The sequence below is a fragment of the Burkholderia sp. AW33-5 genome, assembly GCF_053427615.1.
Genome location: NZ_JBSAXA010000003.1, coordinates 551,871 through 569,496 on the forward strand (window position 1 = coordinate 551,871; position 17,626 = coordinate 569,496).

Annotated in this window: 17 protein-coding genes; 1 reads left to right on the plus strand and 16 read right to left on the minus strand. The window is 69.1% G+C overall.

Annotation, left to right across the window (positions count from 1 at the left end):
• Window positions 1-33 precede the first annotated feature (33 nt).
• The 14 genes from ACV22V_RS09320 to ACV22V_RS09385 form a co-directional block, all read right to left on the minus strand.
• A complete protein-coding gene (locus tag ACV22V_RS09320) occupies window positions 34-1,065 on the minus strand; it encodes an EscU/YscU/HrcU family type III secretion system export apparatus switch protein (RefSeq protein WP_059692139.1) in 1,032 nt (343 codons plus the stop codon).
• 24 nt (window positions 1,066-1,089) lie between these two features.
• The gene (gene sctT, locus ACV22V_RS09325; RefSeq protein ID WP_059526749.1) at window positions 1,090-1,899 is read right to left on the minus strand and encodes a type III secretion system export apparatus subunit SctT; all 810 of its coding nucleotides are present in this window, start codon (window positions 1,897-1,899) and stop codon (window positions 1,090-1,092) included.
• Complete coding sequence (locus ACV22V_RS09330; protein WP_448013634.1) at window positions 1,893-2,567, minus strand: hypothetical protein; 675 nt, start codon at window positions 2,565-2,567, stop codon at window positions 1,893-1,895. The genes sctT and ACV22V_RS09330 overlap by 7 nt, the downstream gene beginning before the upstream one ends.
• Window positions 2,560-3,945 (minus strand): type III secretion system ATPase SctN, encoded by a 1,386-nt coding sequence (gene sctN / locus ACV22V_RS09335; RefSeq protein ID WP_059526754.1) that lies wholly within the window; start codon window positions 3,943-3,945, stop codon window positions 2,560-2,562. The genes ACV22V_RS09330 and sctN overlap by 8 nt, the downstream gene beginning before the upstream one ends.
• Window positions 3,942-4,571, minus strand: coding sequence for a type III secretion system stator protein SctL (sctL, locus tag ACV22V_RS09340; RefSeq protein WP_059526757.1), 630 nt, complete (start codon window positions 4,569-4,571; stop codon window positions 3,942-3,944). Before sctL ends, sctN begins: the two co-directional genes overlap by 4 nt.
• The gene (locus tag ACV22V_RS09345) at window positions 4,553-5,293 is read right to left on the minus strand and encodes a SctK family type III secretion system sorting platform protein (RefSeq protein ID WP_448013635.1); all 741 of its coding nucleotides are present in this window, start codon (window positions 5,291-5,293) and stop codon (window positions 4,553-4,555) included. Before ACV22V_RS09345 ends, sctL begins: the two co-directional genes overlap by 19 nt.
• Window positions 5,290-6,174 carry a type III secretion system inner membrane ring lipoprotein SctJ gene (sctJ, locus tag ACV22V_RS09350; protein WP_448013636.1) on the minus strand — a complete coding sequence of 295 codons (885 nt, stop codon included), beginning with the start codon at window positions 6,172-6,174 and terminating at the stop codon, window positions 5,290-5,292. Before sctJ ends, ACV22V_RS09345 begins: the two co-directional genes overlap by 4 nt.
• A gap of 53 nt (window positions 6,175-6,227) precedes the next feature.
• Window positions 6,228-6,710, minus strand: coding sequence for a hypothetical protein (locus ACV22V_RS09355; protein WP_448013637.1), 483 nt, complete (start codon window positions 6,708-6,710; stop codon window positions 6,228-6,230).
• A gap of 124 nt (window positions 6,711-6,834) precedes the next feature.
• Complete coding sequence (locus ACV22V_RS09360; protein ID WP_059527208.1) at window positions 6,835-7,056, minus strand: hypothetical protein; 222 nt, start codon at window positions 7,054-7,056, stop codon at window positions 6,835-6,837.
• 145 nt (window positions 7,057-7,201) lie between these two features.
• Entirely contained in the window at window positions 7,202-8,551 is a 1,350-nt protein-coding gene (gene sctD, locus ACV22V_RS09365) for a type III secretion system inner membrane ring subunit SctD (protein ID WP_448013638.1), read from the minus strand.
• The gene (sctC, locus tag ACV22V_RS09370) at window positions 8,532-10,571 is read right to left on the minus strand and encodes a type III secretion system outer membrane ring subunit SctC (protein ID WP_448013639.1); all 2,040 of its coding nucleotides are present in this window, start codon (window positions 10,569-10,571) and stop codon (window positions 8,532-8,534) included. Before sctC ends, sctD begins: the two co-directional genes overlap by 20 nt.
• Complete coding sequence (sctS, locus tag ACV22V_RS09375) at window positions 10,571-10,849, minus strand: type III secretion system export apparatus subunit SctS (RefSeq protein WP_011659215.1); 279 nt, start codon at window positions 10,847-10,849, stop codon at window positions 10,571-10,573. Before sctS ends, sctC begins: the two co-directional genes overlap by 1 nt.
• Window positions 10,846-13,059, minus strand: coding sequence for a type III secretion system export apparatus subunit SctV (gene sctV, locus ACV22V_RS09380; RefSeq protein ID WP_059819694.1), 2,214 nt, complete (start codon window positions 13,057-13,059; stop codon window positions 10,846-10,848). Before sctV ends, sctS begins: the two co-directional genes overlap by 4 nt.
• Before the next feature lie 238 nt (window positions 13,060-13,297).
• The gene (locus tag ACV22V_RS09385) at window positions 13,298-14,131 is read right to left on the minus strand and encodes a helix-turn-helix transcriptional regulator (protein WP_059526771.1); all 834 of its coding nucleotides are present in this window, start codon (window positions 14,129-14,131) and stop codon (window positions 13,298-13,300) included.
• 280 nt (window positions 14,132-14,411) lie between these two features.
• On the opposite strand from ACV22V_RS09385, the gene ACV22V_RS09390 reads away from it, so the two are divergent.
• Window positions 14,412-15,317 carry a helix-turn-helix transcriptional regulator gene (locus ACV22V_RS09390; RefSeq protein WP_059527214.1) on the plus strand — a complete coding sequence of 302 codons (906 nt, stop codon included), beginning with the start codon at window positions 14,412-14,414 and terminating at the stop codon, window positions 15,315-15,317.
• A gap of 85 nt (window positions 15,318-15,402) precedes the next feature.
• Here ACV22V_RS09390 and ACV22V_RS09395 read toward each other — a convergent pair whose 3' ends face one another.
• Both ACV22V_RS09395 and ACV22V_RS09400 read right to left on the minus strand, forming a co-directional pair.
• Complete coding sequence (locus ACV22V_RS09395; protein WP_448013640.1) at window positions 15,403-17,049, minus strand: Nramp family divalent metal transporter; 1,647 nt, start codon at window positions 17,047-17,049, stop codon at window positions 15,403-15,405.
• A gap of 104 nt (window positions 17,050-17,153) precedes the next feature.
• Window positions 17,154-17,291, minus strand: coding sequence for a hypothetical protein (locus ACV22V_RS09400; protein WP_175752182.1), 138 nt, complete (start codon window positions 17,289-17,291; stop codon window positions 17,154-17,156).
• Window positions 17,292-17,626 lie beyond the last annotated feature (335 nt).

Consider the following 17,626-nt stretch of genomic DNA (forward strand, 5'->3'; position numbering starts at 1 on the left):
TGCCGGCGATCGGGGCCCGGCGGGCCGTACCCGTCATGCCGCGCCGGTCGCCCACTTCAGCAACTGCGCGACCTCGCGGAAATGCTGCTGCTGGATCGTGCCCTTTTCGGGCGTGCTCTCGTACAGCGCGTGCGCGAGGCCGGCGTTCGCGAGCGTCGGGCGCAGCGCGTCGCGCGCGAGCCGCACGATCCGCTCGGCCGCCTCGCCCTCGCCGCGCGCGAGCACCCACGGCAGCGTGCCGATCCCGCCGTAATAGAGCGCAACCGCGACGCTCGACGAATAGACGACCACCGACGCGAAACCGATCCGGTCCGGCAGCGACGAGAACTGCGCTTCGCGCGCGAGCTGCCGGCGCTTTGCCTCGATGTGCGGATCGCCCTCGTCTTCCTTGTGCTCGCGCCGCACTTCCTCGATCGACATCTTCATCTTCTGGTTGAACTCATGGCGCTGGTGAACGATGTCGATCAGCGCCATGACGATGTAGATCAGCGCGGCCCAGCCGAACAGCAGCATCAGCAGCTTCACGATCAGCGCGAGAATCGACATCGGCCGCGTGAAGCCGGACTGCACCGACGGGTCGAGCGACTCGACGATCAGCCAGCCGAGCGTCGCAGCGAGCAGCACGGTCTTCAGCAGCATCTTCGCGAGGTTCACGAGGTTGCGCATCGACCACATGTTCTTCAGCCCCTCGGCTGGGTTGAGCCGCGACAGCTGCGGCACGAGCCGGCTCCACGCCATCACGCCGCCCACCTGCACGAAGCCCGCGAGCAGGCCGGCCAGCAGCCCGGCCGCGACGATCTGCGCGGACAGCAGCGCCCAGTCGCGCGCGGCGCCGTCGATCAGCGCCGCGAGCCGGGCGGACGGATCGGCCGCGCCGGCCGCATCGAACACGAGCCGGAACAGCGCCTGCAGCCGCGCGAACAGCGTGCCGAGCCCGACCGCGAGCGCGACGCACACGCCGACGAAGAACGCCGACGAGATCGTCTCCGCGCTCTTCGGCACGTCGCCCTTCTGGCGTGCTTCGCGCAGGCGCTTCGCGGTCGGCTGCTGGTTCTTTTCGGCCATCGTCGCTCCTGTTCCGGCGGGCCGTCACGCGCCGCCGTGCGCGGCGAACAGCGCGCGCAGCAGCGCCATCAGCCCGCTGTCGGGGCTCAGCAGCGCATGCAGCGACGCGTACACCACCGGCAGGAACAGCACCATCATCAGCACCGCGAGCGCGCTCTTCACCGGCTGCGCGAATACGAAGATGTTCAGTTGCGGCACCGCGCGCCCGACGAGACCAATGCCGAGCTCGACGAGCACCAGCACGATGATGACGGGCGCGGCGAGCTTCACCATCCATTCGAAGATCGTGTCGGTCTGCCGCACGACGAAGGTCTCGAGCATCGACGAGAAATCGGGGCCGAGCGAGCCGATCGGCCACCACGCGTACGACTGCGCGAACAGTTGCACCAGCACTTGAAGGCCGCCCGCGGTGACGAACAACGCGATCGCGACGAAATTGAGGAATCCCGACGTCGGCCCGCCCTCGTGCCCGCCCATCGGATCGAAGAACGCGGCGCTGCCGCTGCCGGTCTGGAAATCGATCAGGTAGCCGACGCCCTGGATCGCGAACAGCACCGCGCTGAACGCGCCCGCGAGCAGCATGCCGACCACCGCCTCCTTCGCGACGAGCAGGCACCACATCAGGAACGGCAGCGCGGCGACCTGCGCCGGATCGATCACCGGCGCGACGAACGCGGCGATCACCACCGCGATTCCGTTGCGCACGAGGCCCGTGACGATCTGCTCGTTGAACACCGGCACCACGAACATGACCGGCAGCAGGCGCGGCATCACGTAGAGCAGCGGCCGCAGCGTGCCGGCGATGTCGTTGAAATTCGCGGCGTGGTCTAGCATCGGCGGTCCGCGGCGGCGGGAGGGGTTGCAGCGTCGGCAGCGGTCGAGTCGGCGGTGTCGGGGGAGTCTGCCGCGGCCGTCGCATCCGCATCCGCCGGCCGCGACACCATCTCCGCATCGAATACGGCGGCCATCTCCGGCTGCCCCGCCGCATGCTCCGGCGCATCGCCCGCCCACACGCCGGCTGTCGCGAAACGCCGCACCGCATGCGCATCCGCGACCTCGTCGGCGTCGCGCTCGACCCGCGCGGCGCGCGCCTGCAATGCCTTCTCGCCCGCCTTGTCGAGCTTGTCCTCGGCGGCCTTGGCCTTGCGCGCGGCGCGCTGCAGGTCCGCGAGCGTCGCCTCGTGATCGCGGTGCACGTGCGCGGCTTCGCTGACCGACGCATTCGCGACGCCGATGTGACGATCGAACGTGCGCGTGTCGGCCGCGGCGTTTTGCAGCGCGCGCGCCTCGCGCAGGTCGTCGGCGAGCCGCGTCTGGATCGCGGCCTTCGCCGCGACCTGCCGCGCGAGCTGCGCGTGCGCGGCATCGAGCGCGCGGCGGCTCTGCGCGGCGATGCCCTGCTGGCGCGCGGCCGCCACACGCGCGATCTGGCTGCGCATCTCGCGCACGCGCTTCAGGCGCGCAAGCGTCGCGAGCACGAGACGGTCGTCGGCTTCAGACATGGTCGTTCGCGAGTTTCGTCAGCTTCGCGAGCAGCGCGTCGAAACGCACGTCCTCGTGCGACGCCTGCGTGCAGAACGCGCCGATCGCATCGCGCGCGCGCAGCGCGAGATCGCCGAGCCGGTCGCTGCCTTCGCGGTACTCGCCGATCTGCACGAGCAGCTCGATCTCCTGGTACTTCGCGATCAGCTCGCGTACGCGCGCGGCCGAGTGCTGATGCGCGCGGCTCGCGACGAGCGGCATCACGCGCGACAGGCTCGCGAGCACGTCGATCGCCGGATAGCGGTTCGCGAGCGCGATCTTGCGCGACAGCACGATGTGGCCGTCGAGGATCGAGCGCACTTCCTCGGCGATCGGATCGGATTCCTCATCGCCTTCGACGAGCACCGTGTACAGCGCGGTGATCGATCCGGTCGCGCCCTGCCCCGCGCGTTCGAGCAGGCGCGGCAGCACGGCGAACGTCGACGGCGGGAAGCTGCGCCGCGTCGGCGGCTCGCCGCTCGCGAGACCGACCTCGCGCTGCGCGCGCGCGAAGCGCGTCAGCGAATCGACCAGCAGCAGCACGCGCTTGCCGGCATCGCGGAAGTGCTCGGCGATCGCGGTCGCGACCAGCGCGGATTTCACGCGCTCCATCGCGGGACGATCGGACGTCGACACGACGACGATCGAGCGCGCGCGCACCTCGGGCGACAGGCTGTGCTCGATGAATTCGCGCACTTCGCGGCCGCGTTCGCCGACCAGCGCAATCACGTTCACGTCGGCCTGCGCGCCGCGCGCGATCATCCCGAGCAGCGTGCTCTTGCCGACGCCGGACGGTGCGAAGATGCCGACACGCTGGCCGATGCCGAGCGTCATCAGGCCGTCGATCACGCGCACGCCGGTCGGAAACGGCGTGTCGATCATCTTGCGCGCGAGCGGGTTCGGCGGGTCCTGCTGCGTCGATACCCACGCGGCGCCCGTCACGGGCCCGCGATCGTCGAGCGGCCGGCCGAGCCCGTCGAGCACGCGGCCGAACAGCGCTTCGCCGACCGGGAACACGTGCTCGCGCCCGGACGGCACGACGGTCGTCTCCGGCGACAGCCCGGCCACGTCGCCGAGCGGCGTGAGCAACGTGGTCTGCCGCGAGAAGCCGACCACTTCGGCGAGCAGCGTCGGCTGGTTCGGCGTGCGCAGTTCGCAGATCTCGCCGAGCCGCGCGCGGATGCCGGTCGCGTTGAGGATCTGCCCGACCGCGTGATTGACGCGGCCCTGCACCGACACCGGCGAGAAAAATGCGAGCCCCGCGTCGAGGTCGCCGACGAGGCGGCCGCGATCGAACGGCGCCGCATCGTCGTCACTGTCGCCGCCGAACGACTGCGGATCGTCGAGCGGCGTGTTCATCGCGACGTGCCCTTCAGCGCATCGCGGCGGATCGCCTGGCGCAGCGCGTCGATCTGCAGGTCGAGGCTCGCGTCGATGCGCCCGGACGGCGTCTCGACCGTGCACGCGTGGCGTTCGAGCTGGGCATCCTCGACGATGCGGATCCGTTGCCGATTCGACTGGCCGGCGAATGCGCGGTCGAGCGCGTCGCGCATCTCGTCCTCGCGGCCCGGCGCGACCCGCACGATCAGGAACGCCTCGTCGCGCACGAGCGGCGCGATCCGCGCGAGCGCGGCCTCGTAGAGCTTCTGCGTGCCCATCTCGCCGACGATCGCGCGCACGGCCTTCACGACGATGTCGGCCATCGAATCCTTCATCGACTCCATCGTGCGCGCGGCGGCCAGCGCCTGCGTGTACGCCTGCGCCGCATGCTCGCGCTGCGCGCGGCGCATGCCTTCGTCGTAGCCCGCCGCCTGGCGCTTGTCGAATTCGCGCTGCGCATCGGCGACGATGCGCGCGGCCTCGTCGCGCGCGGTCGCGATCACCGCGGACGCGTCGAGCAGCGCCGCGTATTCGCGCTCCTTGAGCACCTTGCGCTCCGACAGCAGCTGCAGGTTGTCGCTCGTGATCAGAAAAGCCAGTCCCATGACGCAAGCCTCTCGGGAATCAGAAACAGGAACAGCAATTCGCCGAACTGGTCGCGCTGCGCGCGGTTCAGCCAGTACGGCGCTTCGTCGTCGATCGCGCGGTTGAATTTCAGGCGCGCGCGCCGCGCGACCGCGTCGCCGGCCACGCCGATGAAATCCGCGAGCAGCCGTCCGCCGCGCGCGCGGATCACCACCGGCAGCGCGGCCGGATCGGCACGCCACGGTTCGAGCGTGTCCGTGAGCGCGCCGAATTCCGGCGCGCGCTCGAGCGCGAGTTCCAGCGCGTCGCCGCCGAGCTTCGCCGCGATTTCCGCGCGAATGCGGCGCACGGTCAGCGCGTCGCGCAGCCAGCCGCGATGCAGCAGCAGCCCCGCATACGACGCAAGCTGCTCGAGCGCCGCGCCGGGCAGCAGCGCGAGCCGCGCACACGGATTGGCGACGTCGAAGTCGTGATGCGCGGCCACGTCGTTCGCGTCGAGCAGATGGCGCGCAAGCAGCTTGCGGCCGGCCGGGCCGAACGCGTCGGGCGAGCGATAGCGCGCGGGCCACTCGGCCGGCACGCGCGTCACGTGCAGATAGCGGTCGGGCCGCAGGTTGAATTCGCAGACGAGCGCGTGAAACTCCGCGAGCCGCGCGGGCGGCGGCGGCGCGAGCGGGTGCAGCCACGGCAGCGGCGCGGCATCGGGCCTGGCACCCGGCGGCAGCGCGGCGTGTTCGCTCATGCGCCGTCGCGCGCGCCGTCCGGCGCGCGCAGGCCGCCGCCCGACGACGCGGACGCACCGCCGCCCCCGTTCGCACCGCGCGGCGTGCCGACCAGCCCGGCCAGCCGGGCGCCGAACATCCCGCGCCGCGCGGCCGACAGCGCGATCACCGCGCAGGTCAGCAGGATCAGCGCGAACACCAGCCAGCCGAGCGGCGAGCGCAGCCGCAGGACGTCCGACACCGCGCTGCCGATGCCGTCCACGCGCGTCGCGCGCGCGGCGGCCGGCTGCAGGAACAGCGACACGTTGTCGTACTGCAGCCCTTCGATGCTGTGCGCGACGAGATCCTTGACCATCGGCGCCATCGCACGCAGGTCCACGCCCGGCCGGTAGCGGATGTACACGGCCGCCGACGACGGCTTGATCTTGTCCGCGAGCGGATCGTTCTCAGGAATCACGACCTGCACGCGCGCGACCACCACGCCCTCGATGTCCTGGAGCGTGCGCGACAGGTCCTGCGACACGCCGTACAGATAGCGCACGCGCTCCTCGGCCGGCGTCGACACGAGCCCCTGCTTCTGGAACAGCTCGCCGAGGCTCGCATAGCTCGGCTTCGGCAGCCCGTTCGCCTGCAGCACGGTGAGCGCCGACTGCATGTCGCCGTCCGCGACGCTCACCTGCCAGGCGTTGCGATCCGACGTGTCGCGCGCGTCGTTGTCCTTCGACGCGCTGATGCCCGCATCGCCGAGCACGGCGACCATCTGGTTCGCGTCGCGCTCCGACAGGCCGGAGTACAGCTCCTTCTGGCAGCCGGCCAGCAGCGCGAGCAGTCCCGCGAGCAGCGCTCGCGCTGCCCGGCTGCGCCACGCATGCATGCGCGGCGTCGAATCGATCGTCGTCATCGTTTGTCCGCTTCAGGGCGCGCGGCCGCTTCGGGCACACGCACCGGCCTTCGTCACTCCTGCGTCTTCAGCACCGTGTGCGTGAAGCCGTTCGCCGCCTGCGCGACCGACAGGCTCAACTGGTATTCGGAAATCGTGGTGGTCGCCGTCCACTGGAAATCCATCGCCTTCACCATCGTCATCAGCGGATCGCTGCGGTTGTCCGCCATCGACGTCAGCATCTCGGTGCGATGCTTGTCGATGTTCGCGTACCGCGTGTCGAGATCGTTGCCGTACGTGCGCAACCGCTCGACCAGCGACGAATGGTTCGCCTGCGCGGGTGTCGCGGGCGTCATCTGCACCGCCGGCGCCGCATCGGCCGGCGCGCGCGACATCGCGACGCCCGACGCCGACGGCGACGCCCCGGCCGCACCCGGCTGCATCAACGCATCGAACTGGCGCACCTGCGCCGGATCGGACGCCGTGCCCGCCTGCTGCACGGCGCCCGCGAGCGCGGCCGCGCCCGGCGGCGCCGCGCCTACGCCTGTTACCGACATGATCGTGTCCTCCTTGACCGGCAGAGCCGGGAACGAGCCGGCCGGCACGCGCACACGCCCCGCCGGGCGCCCGTCATGGGCGGCCCGGGCATGTGGCGTCGCGCGGCGCGGCCGGCGACCGGCTTCATGCGCGGCCGGCGGAACTCAGGTGTTGCGCAACCTGGGCGTTCGCCGTCCCTTCCTGCGCGGTTACTGCGTTGCTGGTTTCGAACGTCGCGGTCGACTGCTGAACCTGGAAGTTGATCTTCGTCAGTTCGAGCTGCGTCTTGGTCAGGTCGTCCGCCTGCTGCTGCACCTGGGTCGTGTCATTCGGACCACCCGCGCTACCTGCTGCCGAGGCACCCATATTTCGCTCCTTTTGCGTGAAGAACGTCATCCACTTTCCGGCGGCGGCCCCATGCCCCGCCGGCGACGTGACGCGCCGCATGCATGCGGCGTGTCGCGTAATGCGCGCACCGCGCGACGCGCGATGCGCAAATCCTGTCGCGACGCTAGTGCGCCGCCTCCTTCGAGGCACCGGCGGCCGCGACGGCCGGCGTCACCGGCGCATCCTGCGGCAGCGTCGGGCCCGGCACCGGCTGCGCGACGCCGGCCGCCGCGCCGCTCGCGAGCGGCGGCACGGGCGGCGCCGGCGCCCGCTCCGGCGCGCTCGCGGACGCGCCGCCAAGCGGCATCGTGATGCGCTGGCCGTTGCGCTCGAACACGACTTCGTCCGGACCGATCGACACGACGGTCGGCCCTTCCTTCAGCCGCGCACCTTCGAAATAGCGGCTGCCGTCGGCCGTCTCGATGTAGCGCTGGTCGCCGTCGCCCGCGAATACCGTCGTGATCTCCGGAATCCCCGCGACGCCGCCGAGCGTCGTCGCGGTGCGCGGCGCGGCGGCATCGGCGTCGCGCACGTGGTCGACCACCTCGAGCGCCGGACGCGCATCCTTCATGTAGTTGCGGATGCGCGGCTCGATCTGCGCGCGCTCGGCCGCGCCCGTCAATTCGATCCGGCCGCGGCCGAGATAGGTGACCGTCAGTGCCGTGTCGCTGAAATACGTCTGCGCGGTCGCGACGAGATCGCTGACCACGTAGATGTTGCCGAGCGCCGCGTTGTCGACGCCCGCGACGATCTGCGCGACGCGTTCCCGCGCGGCCGGGTCGCTCACGTAGCCCGACACGATCACACCGTCGTCGCGCGGCGCGACGGCGAGCTCCGGATACGCGTGCAGCAGTTGCTGCAACCGGTGCGTGCGTGCGAGCACCGACTCGTGCTGCCACGGCAGGCGCCCCGACCACGCGACGAAGCCGTAACCGAGCGCGCCGAGCAGCACGCCGATCCACAGCGCGACGACCGCGATCACGAGCCGCCGGCTGCCGAGACGTCGCAGCCCGCCGGTGAGCCAGCCGAGCCACGCAGCCTCGCGCGCGGCGTCCTGCGTGTCGGCCTCGTCGGGCACCGCGACGCTCGCCTGCGCATGACGCGCGATGCCGAGCTTGATCGAGCCGACCGTCACGACGTCCTGCGGCGTCATCGAGCGGCGGCCCGCGCCGAGCGGCTCGTCGTTGAACAGCACGGGCGCCCCGCCGTCGCCGCCGTGGTTCTGCACCGTCACCGCGAGCGCGCCGACCTGCAGGCACACCTGTTTCGCGCCGATCTCGCGATCGGGCAGGATCACTTCGCAGTCGGCCGCGGTGCCGACCCAGTTCGCGCCGCGCGCGAGCGACATCGTGCGGCCGTACATCGGCCCGCTGAGGAAGCACAGGTTCCACGGCGACGCGAGCGCGGCCGATCCGGCCGCGCCGCCGCCGGGCAATGCGCCGTCGCCGTGCGGGTCAATGATGGTCGTCGACATGAGTGGACGCTCCTGCGGTCGTCGCCACGGGCTGCGCGGCCGAATCCTTCGGCGGCGGCAGCGCGGGCGGGCCGAACTTCGTGCCGGGCAGCGGCGCGGGCGTGAGCGGCACCGCGATGTCGTTGTCCGGCGGGCGATACATCGACGTGCCGTTCGAACCGGCCGGCCCATCGGCGCCCGGATTCACCGGCGAGCCGTCCGGCGCGTACATCGACGCGGTCGTCACCACGCGCGGCGTCAGCAAATAGAACCGCTCCATGTGGTTGCCCGACTTGTCGGTGTACTTGAACAGGTTGCCGATCAGCGGGATGTCGGACAGCCACGGCACGCCGCTCTTGTTCAGCCGCACCTCGTCGTCGTTGAAGCCCGCGATCAGCAGGCTCTTGCCTTCGTCGATCATCGTCTTGGTGACGATGTTGCGCTGCTGGATCACCGGCACGTTCGACACGGCCTGGCCCGGCACGATGTTGCCGTCCTGGATGTCGATCGACATCATCACGCTCTGCGGGTTACCCGACACGGCGGCCGCGTTGCGGATCGCCTCGTCGACGATCATCGGCGTCACCTTGATGCTGGTGCCGGTCGTCACGCTGTACAGCGACGAATCCTGGTAGCCCTGCACCTGTACGTAGAACTGCGTAAGATTCTCGAGAATGGCCTCGGTGTTGTCGAGCGCGAGCACCTTCGGCTTCGAGCGCAGCTGCGCCTGCCCCTTCTGCGCGAGCGCGTTCACGCGGGTGAGCAGATAGTTGCGCAACGAGCCGCCGATCGACGCGGTCAGCGCGATGCCGGTCGGCATGAAGGCGCCGGTCTGCCCGGTTTCCGACGTGCCGATGCCGAACGTCAGCGGCGGATTGCCGGCGCCGTTGAACTGCGTGTTGCCGTTCAGCGGGTTCTGGCCGTTGCCGATCTGCACGTCGCCGTGCGTCGTGTGCAAACGCCAGTCGATCCCGAGGCTGTCGAGCGAATCCTCGTTGATGTCGATGATCGTCACGTTGATCTCGACGATGCGCGGCCGCTCGTCGAGCTGGTTGATCAGCGACTGGTAGCGGTACATGTTCTCCGGCAGGTCGCGCACGATCACCGCGTTGATCGCCGGATCGGCGACGATCTGCGGCAGCGTGTCGCCACCGCCGCCGCTCGAGAACGGCGAGAAGCCGCCCGCGCTGCCGTCCGCACCGCCGTAGCCGCCCTGGCGCGGGCCGCCGGACATGTCCGGGAAGTCGAGCCGCGGCACCGCGATCGTCAGCCCCGAGCCGAGCTTCACCTGACGCGCGGCCTGCCCGAGCGGCGTGCTCGACGGCAGTTCGCTCGTGCCGCCGCCCTTGCCGAACAGCCGGCGCAGGATCGTCGCGACGCCCGGCACCGTCACTTCCTTGCCCGAGCGGTTGATCGTGAAATCGGACGCCCAGCCGTACCTGAGCCGGAACGCGCGGATGTCCGCATGCGCGCCGTTCGCCGACGGGTCGCCGACCGAGCCGACCGCCTGCCGCACGAGCTCCACGTAGCGGCGCGGGCCGGCCACGTACACGCTGTTCGCGCGGTCGTTGATCACGAGCGTGTAGCGCTTGTCGGGAATCTGCATCGCCTGCAGCGAGCGGCCGATCTCGCCGGCCGCGTTCGGCGGAATCGGGATCATCTGCGTCTGCGACTGGTCGGCCGGATCGACGTACAGGAACGAGCCGTCGTAGTACCACGTGAGCCCGTAGGTCGAGCAGATCGTGTCGAGCGTCTGCTGCGGCGTGCCCGAGAAGCGGCCGCTGATCACGCCGTCGACCTTCGGATCGACCACGGCCGTCACGCCCTGCGACGATGCGAGCTCGCGAATGAAATCGCCGATCTTCTTGCCGTTCGCGACGATCGTGAACGGCTTGTTGCGCCAGCGCAGGTCCGCCGCGCGCGCCGGATGCGCGACCGTCATGCACAGCGATGCCGTGAGCAGCGCGGTCGCGCACATGGCGAGCGCGGCCCGTTGCAGGCGGCGCGGTTGAAACCGGATCGGGGTGACGCGTCGACGCATCAAAGCACTCCTGAGGAAGAAACGAACATGCGTTCAAGCGCCTGTTGCGCGAATCGCAGCACCTCGCTGCCGAGCCAGCCCGACAGCAGCACGAGTGCGACCATCACGGCGATCAGCCGCACCGCGATGCCGATGTTGGCGTCCTGCACCTGCGTGACCGCTTGCAGGATCGCGACCACGAGGCCAGTGACGGTGGCGATCAGCACGATCGGCAGCGACAGCAGCAGCACGAGCATCAGCGCCTGCCGGGTCAGGTCGAGGATCGTCGAGCTCGTCATTGCGCGACTCCCGGCGCGCGCACGCCGGCGCCCGCGCCGAGCGTGCCGTCGTCGGGCGGGTTCTTCACCCAGCCGACCGTATGCAGCTGCACGTCCTCCTCGACCTCCTGGTACGACAGCACCGCGAGTTCGGGCAGCACCGGCTGCAGGATCGTCTTCACGTAGCGGCGCGCGCCGAGCGCGACCATCACCGCGAGCCGCGCCGCGCCTTGCGGGTTGCCGTGGCCGCCCGCGCCGGCCGCCTGCGCCGACGTCGCGGCCTGCACGATCGCGCGCACCTGTTCGCCGATGTCCTGCTTGATCGCGCTCGACAGCGCGAGGAAATTGCCCTGCTTCGTGCGCATTACCGCGTTCTCGATCCGCTCCTGCAGGTTCTGCTCGAACAGCACGACGCGCAGCTGCCGCGTCGCGCCCGCATGTCGATCGGTGATCATCCGGCGCAGGTCGACGCGCACCAGCTCGACCAGCGCGATCACGTCGTCGGGTTCGTTCGGCGCCCACGTGATCAGGCTTTCGAAAATCACGCGCAGGTTGCGGATCGGCACCTGTTCGGCAAGCAGTCGGCGCAGCACCTCGGTCACGCGCTGCAGCGGCACGAGCCGCGTCAGTTCGCCGACGAGTTCGGGATGCTCGCGGCGCACCAGGTGCACGAGCGCCTGCGTTTCCTGGATGCCGAGCAGTTCGTCCGCATGCTGGCGCACGATCTGTTCGACGTGCGCGGCGAGCGCGCCTTCGCTCGTCAGCCACTTGCCGTCCGGCGCCGCGCCGTCGGGCTTGATCCACAGCGCGGTCGCGAACGGGCCGAACGCCTCGGCCGGCTGGCGCTCCGCGCGCTCGGGCAGCGGCGCGACGCCGTCCCACAGCAGCCAGCCCGGCTTCAGCGCGCCATGCGCGGCGAGCACGTCCTGCAGATAGATCCGGTACGTGCCTGCCGCTGCGCCCTCGTCGTCGTTCAACGTGATGCGCGGAAACACCGTGCCGATATCCGCGTCGACGCGCGCCTTCGCGCTCGACAGCGCGGTCTGCAGCTGCGCGAGGTTCAGCGTCGTGCGCAGGTCGTCCGACAGCGACACCGCGATCAGCGACGTCACGCCCGCCGCATGCGACACCTTCGCGGGCTGGCCGTCGTCGGTCGCGCCGATGCGGCCGGCGATATGAATCAGGTTGAAGCTCGGCGCGGTCGTCTTGCGCTTCAGCTGCGTGAATGCGAACGCGCCGAGGCCGAACGCGATCAGCGCGAACGACCACTTCGGAAAACCGGGCACGACGAGGAAGCCGGCCAGCACCAGCGCCGCGATCAGCAGCGCGCGCGGATGCGCGCCGAGCTGCTCGCCCAGTTGTTCGCCGAGCTGGCGCTGCCGCGTGTCGCGCGTCGCGACGCGCGTCGTCACGATGCCGGCCGCGATCGACACCAGCAGCGACGGGATCTGCGACGCCATCCCGTCGCCGACCGTCAGGATCGCGTAACGTTGCAGCGCCTCGCCGATGTCCATGCCGTGCATCAGCGTGCCGACCGCGATGCCCGCGACGATGTTGATGAACGCGATCACGAGGCCCGCGATCGCGTCGCCCTTCACGAATTTCATCGCGCCGTCCATCGCGCCGTGCATCTGCGATTCCTGTTCGAGCTTCTCGCGACGCTCGCGCGCTTCGTCGGCGCTGATGATCCCCGCGCGCAGGTCCGCGTCGATGCTCATCTGCTTGCCCGGCATCGCGTCGAGCGAGAAGCGCGCGCCGACTTCGGCGACCCGCTCGGAGCCCTTCGCGATCACGATGAACTGCACGACGGCGATCACGAGGAACACCACGCCGCCCACCACGACGTTGTTGCCGACCACGAGCCGGCCGAACGCGTCGATCACGTGGCCCGCGTTCGCGTGCAGCAGGATCAGCTTGCACGACGCGATGTTCAGCGCGAGCCGGAACAGGGTCGTAAACAGCAGCAGCGCGGGAAACGACGAGAAGCTGACCGCCGAAGGAACGTAGGTCGACACCGTCAGCAACACGACGCTCGCGGCGAGGTTCAGCGAAATCATCCCGTCGAGCGCGGCTTGCGGCAGCGGCAGGATGAACAGCGCGACCACCGACACGATGAACGCGGCGAGAAACAGGTCGGCGCGCGGCGATGCCCCGAGACGTCGCCCGGACACGCTGCGGCCGGCGGAAAAGATCCGCTGCCAGTCGCGAGGGAGCGCCTTCGGTTCTGCCATCGTGCCGTCGTCCTGTCGTTGTCGCCGCCGGGCACGGGCCGTCATGCCCCGTGTCGCGCGGACCGTTGAATGGGACGAGTGTAGCGACGCGACACCGCGCAAAAAGGGATGCGCCTCGTAGCGGCGCGGCGGTTTTCCGATGACGATCCGATCCGACTACGAAACCCGGCGGCGCCTGCTCGCGCGCGTCGCCGGAACCGCTTCCATCGCGCGGCGTGCGCCGCGCGCGCAGACAGGGTCAGGACTCCAGACGGCGTGCGGCGAGATACGCGAGCTGCGCGCGATTCTGGACGTTGAAGAGTTTTTCGAGCGAACGGATATGGTGACCGACCTTGTGCAGCGACGTGCGCAGCGCGCTCGCGATCTCCTGGTCGGACAGCCCGCGCACGAGGCGCTCGAGCACCTCCTGCTGCTCGTCGCCGAGCGCGAAGCCGCGCATGCGCGCAATGCGCGCCTCGAGAAACGGCAGCGCGACGCGATGCACGGCGAGGCTCACCGACAGCGCGCCGCCGATCACGCGATCGTCGATCCACTCGGTGCCGTGCGCTTCCGACGTCACGTTCACCGCGACGCGCAAGTCGAGCCGCGGCGCCGACAGGCTGAAAATCACGCCGCTGTTCATTGCATGCGCACGCAGATGGCCGGCCAGCGCGAGCACCTTGCGGTCGCCGCTGCCCTGCGCGGCCGACTCGATCTCGTCGAGCCGCCACGCGACCGGAAAGCCGCTTTGTCGCACCTGTGCGAAACGCGGATCGCTCTCGTAGAGCATGCCCTCGATATACGGCTGCATGAACGTCGCGGGCGCGAGATCGCGCAGCAGATGCGCGCACAGAATGCGCCGCCCGATCATTTCATACGCGCCGTATCCAAGCGTGCTGAAACCGATTTGCCGCAATCGGGAATGGCATTGGGCGAAATCGACAGGCGCAAGGTCGGATTTACCTGGCGCGATTTGAATACCGGTAAAAACGTCACGCTCGATTGCATGAATTTCTTTCGAATAAGCGGCAGCGACCGCGATATCGGCCTGCGAGAACCACTCGACGCGTGGCGCGTCGTCAGCATATGTCATGAGGAGCCCACCCTTTCCCAATATGTGAACCTGCCCCGTCACGATCTGGTCTTTTCTTTATGTTTTTCTGGTTGTCTCTATACCGGTGCGAATATGAACCTTTCGCCCGAATTAGTATTACGGCATATTACGCGTACACAGGCATTTTTGTACAATGCCCCCGCGTTTCGTCTGGATGATGATCTGCGCATATCATAAAGATGCTCGATCGCATCGTCGCGAACGCCGTGCACGACACGGCTGCCGCCACGCGATGCGCGTCGATTCCGAGGGATGGCACATGTCCGATATTGCATTGCAAGAAGAAGCGGTCGCCCCAACGTTGTCCCGTCCGTCGCGGCGGACGGCCCCCTGCACCGACGCGTCGAGAGCGCGCCCGGTGCAGGTCGTCTGGTGCGACGACGTCAAGCGCGGCGACATCGCGCAGCCGCACGCGCCGAAGCTCGGCGTCGCCGATACGCTCGCGCACGCGCAAAGCACCGCCGAACGCAACCGGATCGTCGCAAGCCTGCTGCACCTGACGGGCTTCTCGACGTTCGCCTATTTCGCGCTCGAATTCTCGCGGGAGCGCGTCGAAAGTCTCTACCTGCACGAGGCGTTCACGCCGACCACCTATCGCGGCGACTACGTGCGGCACAACCATCACGACATCGATCCGCGCACGCTCGGCGCGCGCGTATGCAACATGCCGATCGTGTGGGACTTGCAGCAACTGCGCCGCGAACATCGCGAACGCGACGACGGTCCGTGCGTGACGCCGGCGGCGCTCGACGGTTTCCTGCAGACGATGCAGGACGACGGCATGTGCAGCGGCATCATGTATTCGATGGCCGTGCCCGGCACGCGGCTGCATGCGTTCATGAGCTTCACCGCGCCGCGCCGCACGCGCGAGTGGATCACGCCGGCGACGATCGAGCAGGCGTTGTCGATCGGGCTGTCGGTGCACAAGTTCGCGTCGCCGCAACTGATCGCGACGTCGCGCGAACGCGCCGTGAACGGGCTCACGCCGTTCGAACAGGAACTGCTGCTGGGCATCGCGGAAGGCGCGTCGGACAAGGAGATCGGCCGGCGCCTCGACACCAGCGCGCACAACGTCGACTATCACCTGCGCAAGCTCCGCAAACGCTTCGGCGTCGCGAACCGGATCCAGCTCACGTACCTGACGTCGAAGCTCGAGCTGATCTGACGCGCGCGCGACGAACCCGCGTAAACGGACATGCCGGCCTCGCGGGCCGGCATGTCCGTACACCTGACGATCACGCCGTACGGCGTTACTTCAGCAGCGTCATCTGCACGACCTTGACGATCACGAGACCGACGGCGATCACCAGATAGCCGCGCAGCACGGCCATCCAGACGCGCGTCGCGACCGTCATGTTCTGCGGTTCGAGCGTCTCGAGCGGCGGCATGCGCCACGTGGCGCGCAGCGCGCGGTCGATGCCCGGCTCGACGACACGCTTGTTGCGGCGAATCAGCACCGTCGCGAGATAACCGGCGATCGCGAGCACGGTGCCGCCGACCAGCACGTCGACGATCGCTTCGCCGCTGATGTCCGGATACGTCACCGATGCGGTCAGGATGATCGACAGCAGCACGAGCACCCAGATCACCGCGCCCGTGAACACGTTGAGCTTCGTCGAGTTGACCCAGGGCCCAAGCACCTGGCGATCGTTGCAGAGCACGAGCAGGAACACGGTCGCGCTCGGGAGCAGCACGCCGGCGAGCGTCTGCACCGCTTCGGTCAGCAGGCCGAGCGGGCTGCCCGGAATCAGCACGAGCGCGGCAGCCGCCGCGACGATGCCGAAATAGACGAGATAGAAACCCTTCGCATCGGACACGCCGCGATGCAGCGAATGGCGGATCTTGAACACGTCGCCGATCGCGTACGCGGTCGACAGCGACACCGCCGCCGCGCCGATGATGCACGCGTCGAGCAGCGCGACCGCGAACAGCGTCGCGCTCGTGCGGCCCGCATATTTCTCGAGGCCCGCGATCACGCCGCCCGCGTCGGTGAAGCTGCCCGCTTCCGGATGGCCGCCGAACAGCGCGGCGCTGAAGCCGATCATCGCGACCGCGCCGATCAGCACGAACGCGATGCCGATCCACAGGTCGACCTTTTCGTACTTCATGAAGCGCGGCGTGATGCGCTTGTCGATCACGTAGCTCTGCTGGAAGAACAGCTGCCATGGCGCGACCGTCGTGCCGACGATGCCGATCACGAGCAGCATCACGTCGGACAGCTTCGCGTGCGCGGGCCAGTTCGGCACGAAGAAGTCGCGCGACATCTGCGCCACCGGCGGGTGGATCGACACGAGCACCGGCACGAGCAGCAGGCTCATCACGCACAGCACGATCGCGAACCGCTCGAAGCGCCGGAAGTCGCCGGTACTCACCGCCGCCATCGTCAACGCGGCCGCCACGCAGACGCCCGCAACCTTCGGGAGCCCGAAGAAAGCCAGCACGAACGTGATGCCGATGAATTCGGTGACGATCGTCAGCGCATTGAGCAGGAACAGGTCGATCACGCTGAACGCGCCCCAGAACTTGCCGAAGCGCTCGAAGATCAGGCGCGCGTGGCCGACGCCGGTGACCGCGCCGAGGCGCAGCACCATCTCCTGGTTCACGTACAGCACCGGGACGAGCAGCAGCAGCGTCCACAGCAGCGTCGTGCCGTAGTTCTGGCCGGCCTGCGTATAGGTGCCGAATGCGCCGGCGTCGTTGTCGCCGACCATCACGATCAGGCCGGGGCCGATGATCGCGAGCAGCGTGCGCAGGCGCGCCCACCACGTGCCGCGCGCGGCGGTGTCGTGATGCGCGATGGTGCCGAGCGCGCCGCGGATGTCGCCCAGGTGGGCTTCGTCGAGCACGGCGCTGCGTTCGACGGCGATCGGTGGAGAGACGTTCGATGGCGTGGACATGATGAATTCCGTACGGCTGGTTTTTTATCCGGCAAGCGTGTGGCCTTGGAATACGCGCGCGGAACGAGGCCGCGCGCGCATGCCGAGACGCGCTCGGCGCTTCTTCAGCGGATCAACGATTTCAGGTGGTTCAGCAAACGGGAGAACACCCGCGGACGGGCGTCGAGCGTCAGCATCGCGTCGTAATGCGGACGCGATTCCGTGACGTGCGGGAGGTTCGACAGCAGAAGGCCGAAGTTCATGGTCTGGCTCCTGGCGGCAACGGCATGCGTGCCGGCCGCGTGGTGGGCGCGGGGCCAGTCCGGGGCCTGAACGACGTGTCAGGCTAGTCGGCCGGATTGTCCCTGCGACCCGGGTTCAAAAGGGTCTGTTGGTGCAACGGGCATATGGGACAACTGTCACTGTCGTTCACGGCGGCTCCTGTGCGGTGTTCCGGAGAACACGATTGACCGCCGCGCGGCGCGGGCCGCCGTTCGGGTGCATACGAAACGCATGCGCGAACGCGGCCGCGCGCCGGGCGGCGGCGAAACCGGATGGCGCATGCGCAAACGCATCACGCTAACCGGCGCGAATCAGG

Excerpts from the sequence above, each read along its gene's own strand:
- ACV22V_RS09360 (WP_059527208.1), bottom strand. The coding sequence starts at position 7,056 with ATGGGTGCCTCGGCAGCAGGTAGCGCGGGTGGTCCGAATGACACGACC.
- ACV22V_RS09320 (WP_059692139.1), bottom strand. The coding sequence starts at position 1,065 with ATGGCCGAAAAGAACCAGCAGCCGACCGCGAAGCGCCTGCGCGAAGCA.
- sctN (WP_059526754.1), bottom strand. The coding sequence starts at position 3,945 with ATGAACACGCCGCTCGACGATCCGCAGTCGTTCGGCGGCGACAGTGAC.
- ACV22V_RS09355 (WP_448013637.1), bottom strand. The coding sequence starts at position 6,710 with ATGTCGGTAACAGGCGTAGGCGCGGCGCCGCCGGGCGCGGCCGCGCTC.
- ACV22V_RS09390 (WP_059527214.1), top strand. The coding sequence starts at position 14,412 with ATGTCCGATATTGCATTGCAAGAAGAAGCGGTCGCCCCAACGTTGTCC.
- sctC (WP_448013639.1), bottom strand. The coding sequence starts at position 10,571 with ATGCGTCGACGCGTCACCCCGATCCGGTTTCAACCGCGCCGCCTGCAA.
- sctS (WP_011659215.1), bottom strand. The coding sequence starts at position 10,849 with ATGACGAGCTCGACGATCCTCGACCTGACCCGGCAGGCGCTGATGCTC.
- ACV22V_RS09395 (WP_448013640.1), bottom strand. The coding sequence starts at position 17,049 with ATGTCCACGCCATCGAACGTCTCTCCACCGATCGCCGTCGAACGCAGC.
- sctV (WP_059819694.1), bottom strand. The coding sequence starts at position 13,059 with ATGGCAGAACCGAAGGCGCTCCCTCGCGACTGGCAGCGGATCTTTTCC.
- sctT (WP_059526749.1), bottom strand. The coding sequence starts at position 1,899 with ATGCTAGACCACGCCGCGAATTTCAACGACATCGCCGGCACGCTGCGG.
- sctJ (WP_448013636.1), bottom strand. The coding sequence starts at position 6,174 with ATGACGACGATCGATTCGACGCCGCGCATGCATGCGTGGCGCAGCCGG.
- ACV22V_RS09385 (WP_059526771.1), bottom strand. The coding sequence starts at position 14,131 with ATGACATATGCTGACGACGCGCCACGCGTCGAGTGGTTCTCGCAGGCC.
- ACV22V_RS09330 (WP_448013634.1), bottom strand. The coding sequence starts at position 2,567 with ATGTCTGAAGCCGACGACCGTCTCGTGCTCGCGACGCTTGCGCGCCTG.
- ACV22V_RS09400 (WP_175752182.1), bottom strand. The coding sequence starts at position 17,291 with ATGAACTTCGGCCTTCTGCTGTCGAACCTCCCGCACGTCACGGAATCG.
- sctL (WP_059526757.1), bottom strand. The coding sequence starts at position 4,571 with ATGGGACTGGCTTTTCTGATCACGAGCGACAACCTGCAGCTGCTGTCG.
- sctD (WP_448013638.1), bottom strand. The coding sequence starts at position 8,551 with ATGTCGACGACCATCATTGACCCGCACGGCGACGGCGCATTGCCCGGC.
- ACV22V_RS09345 (WP_448013635.1), bottom strand. The coding sequence starts at position 5,293 with ATGAGCGAACACGCCGCGCTGCCGCCGGGTGCCAGGCCCGATGCCGCG.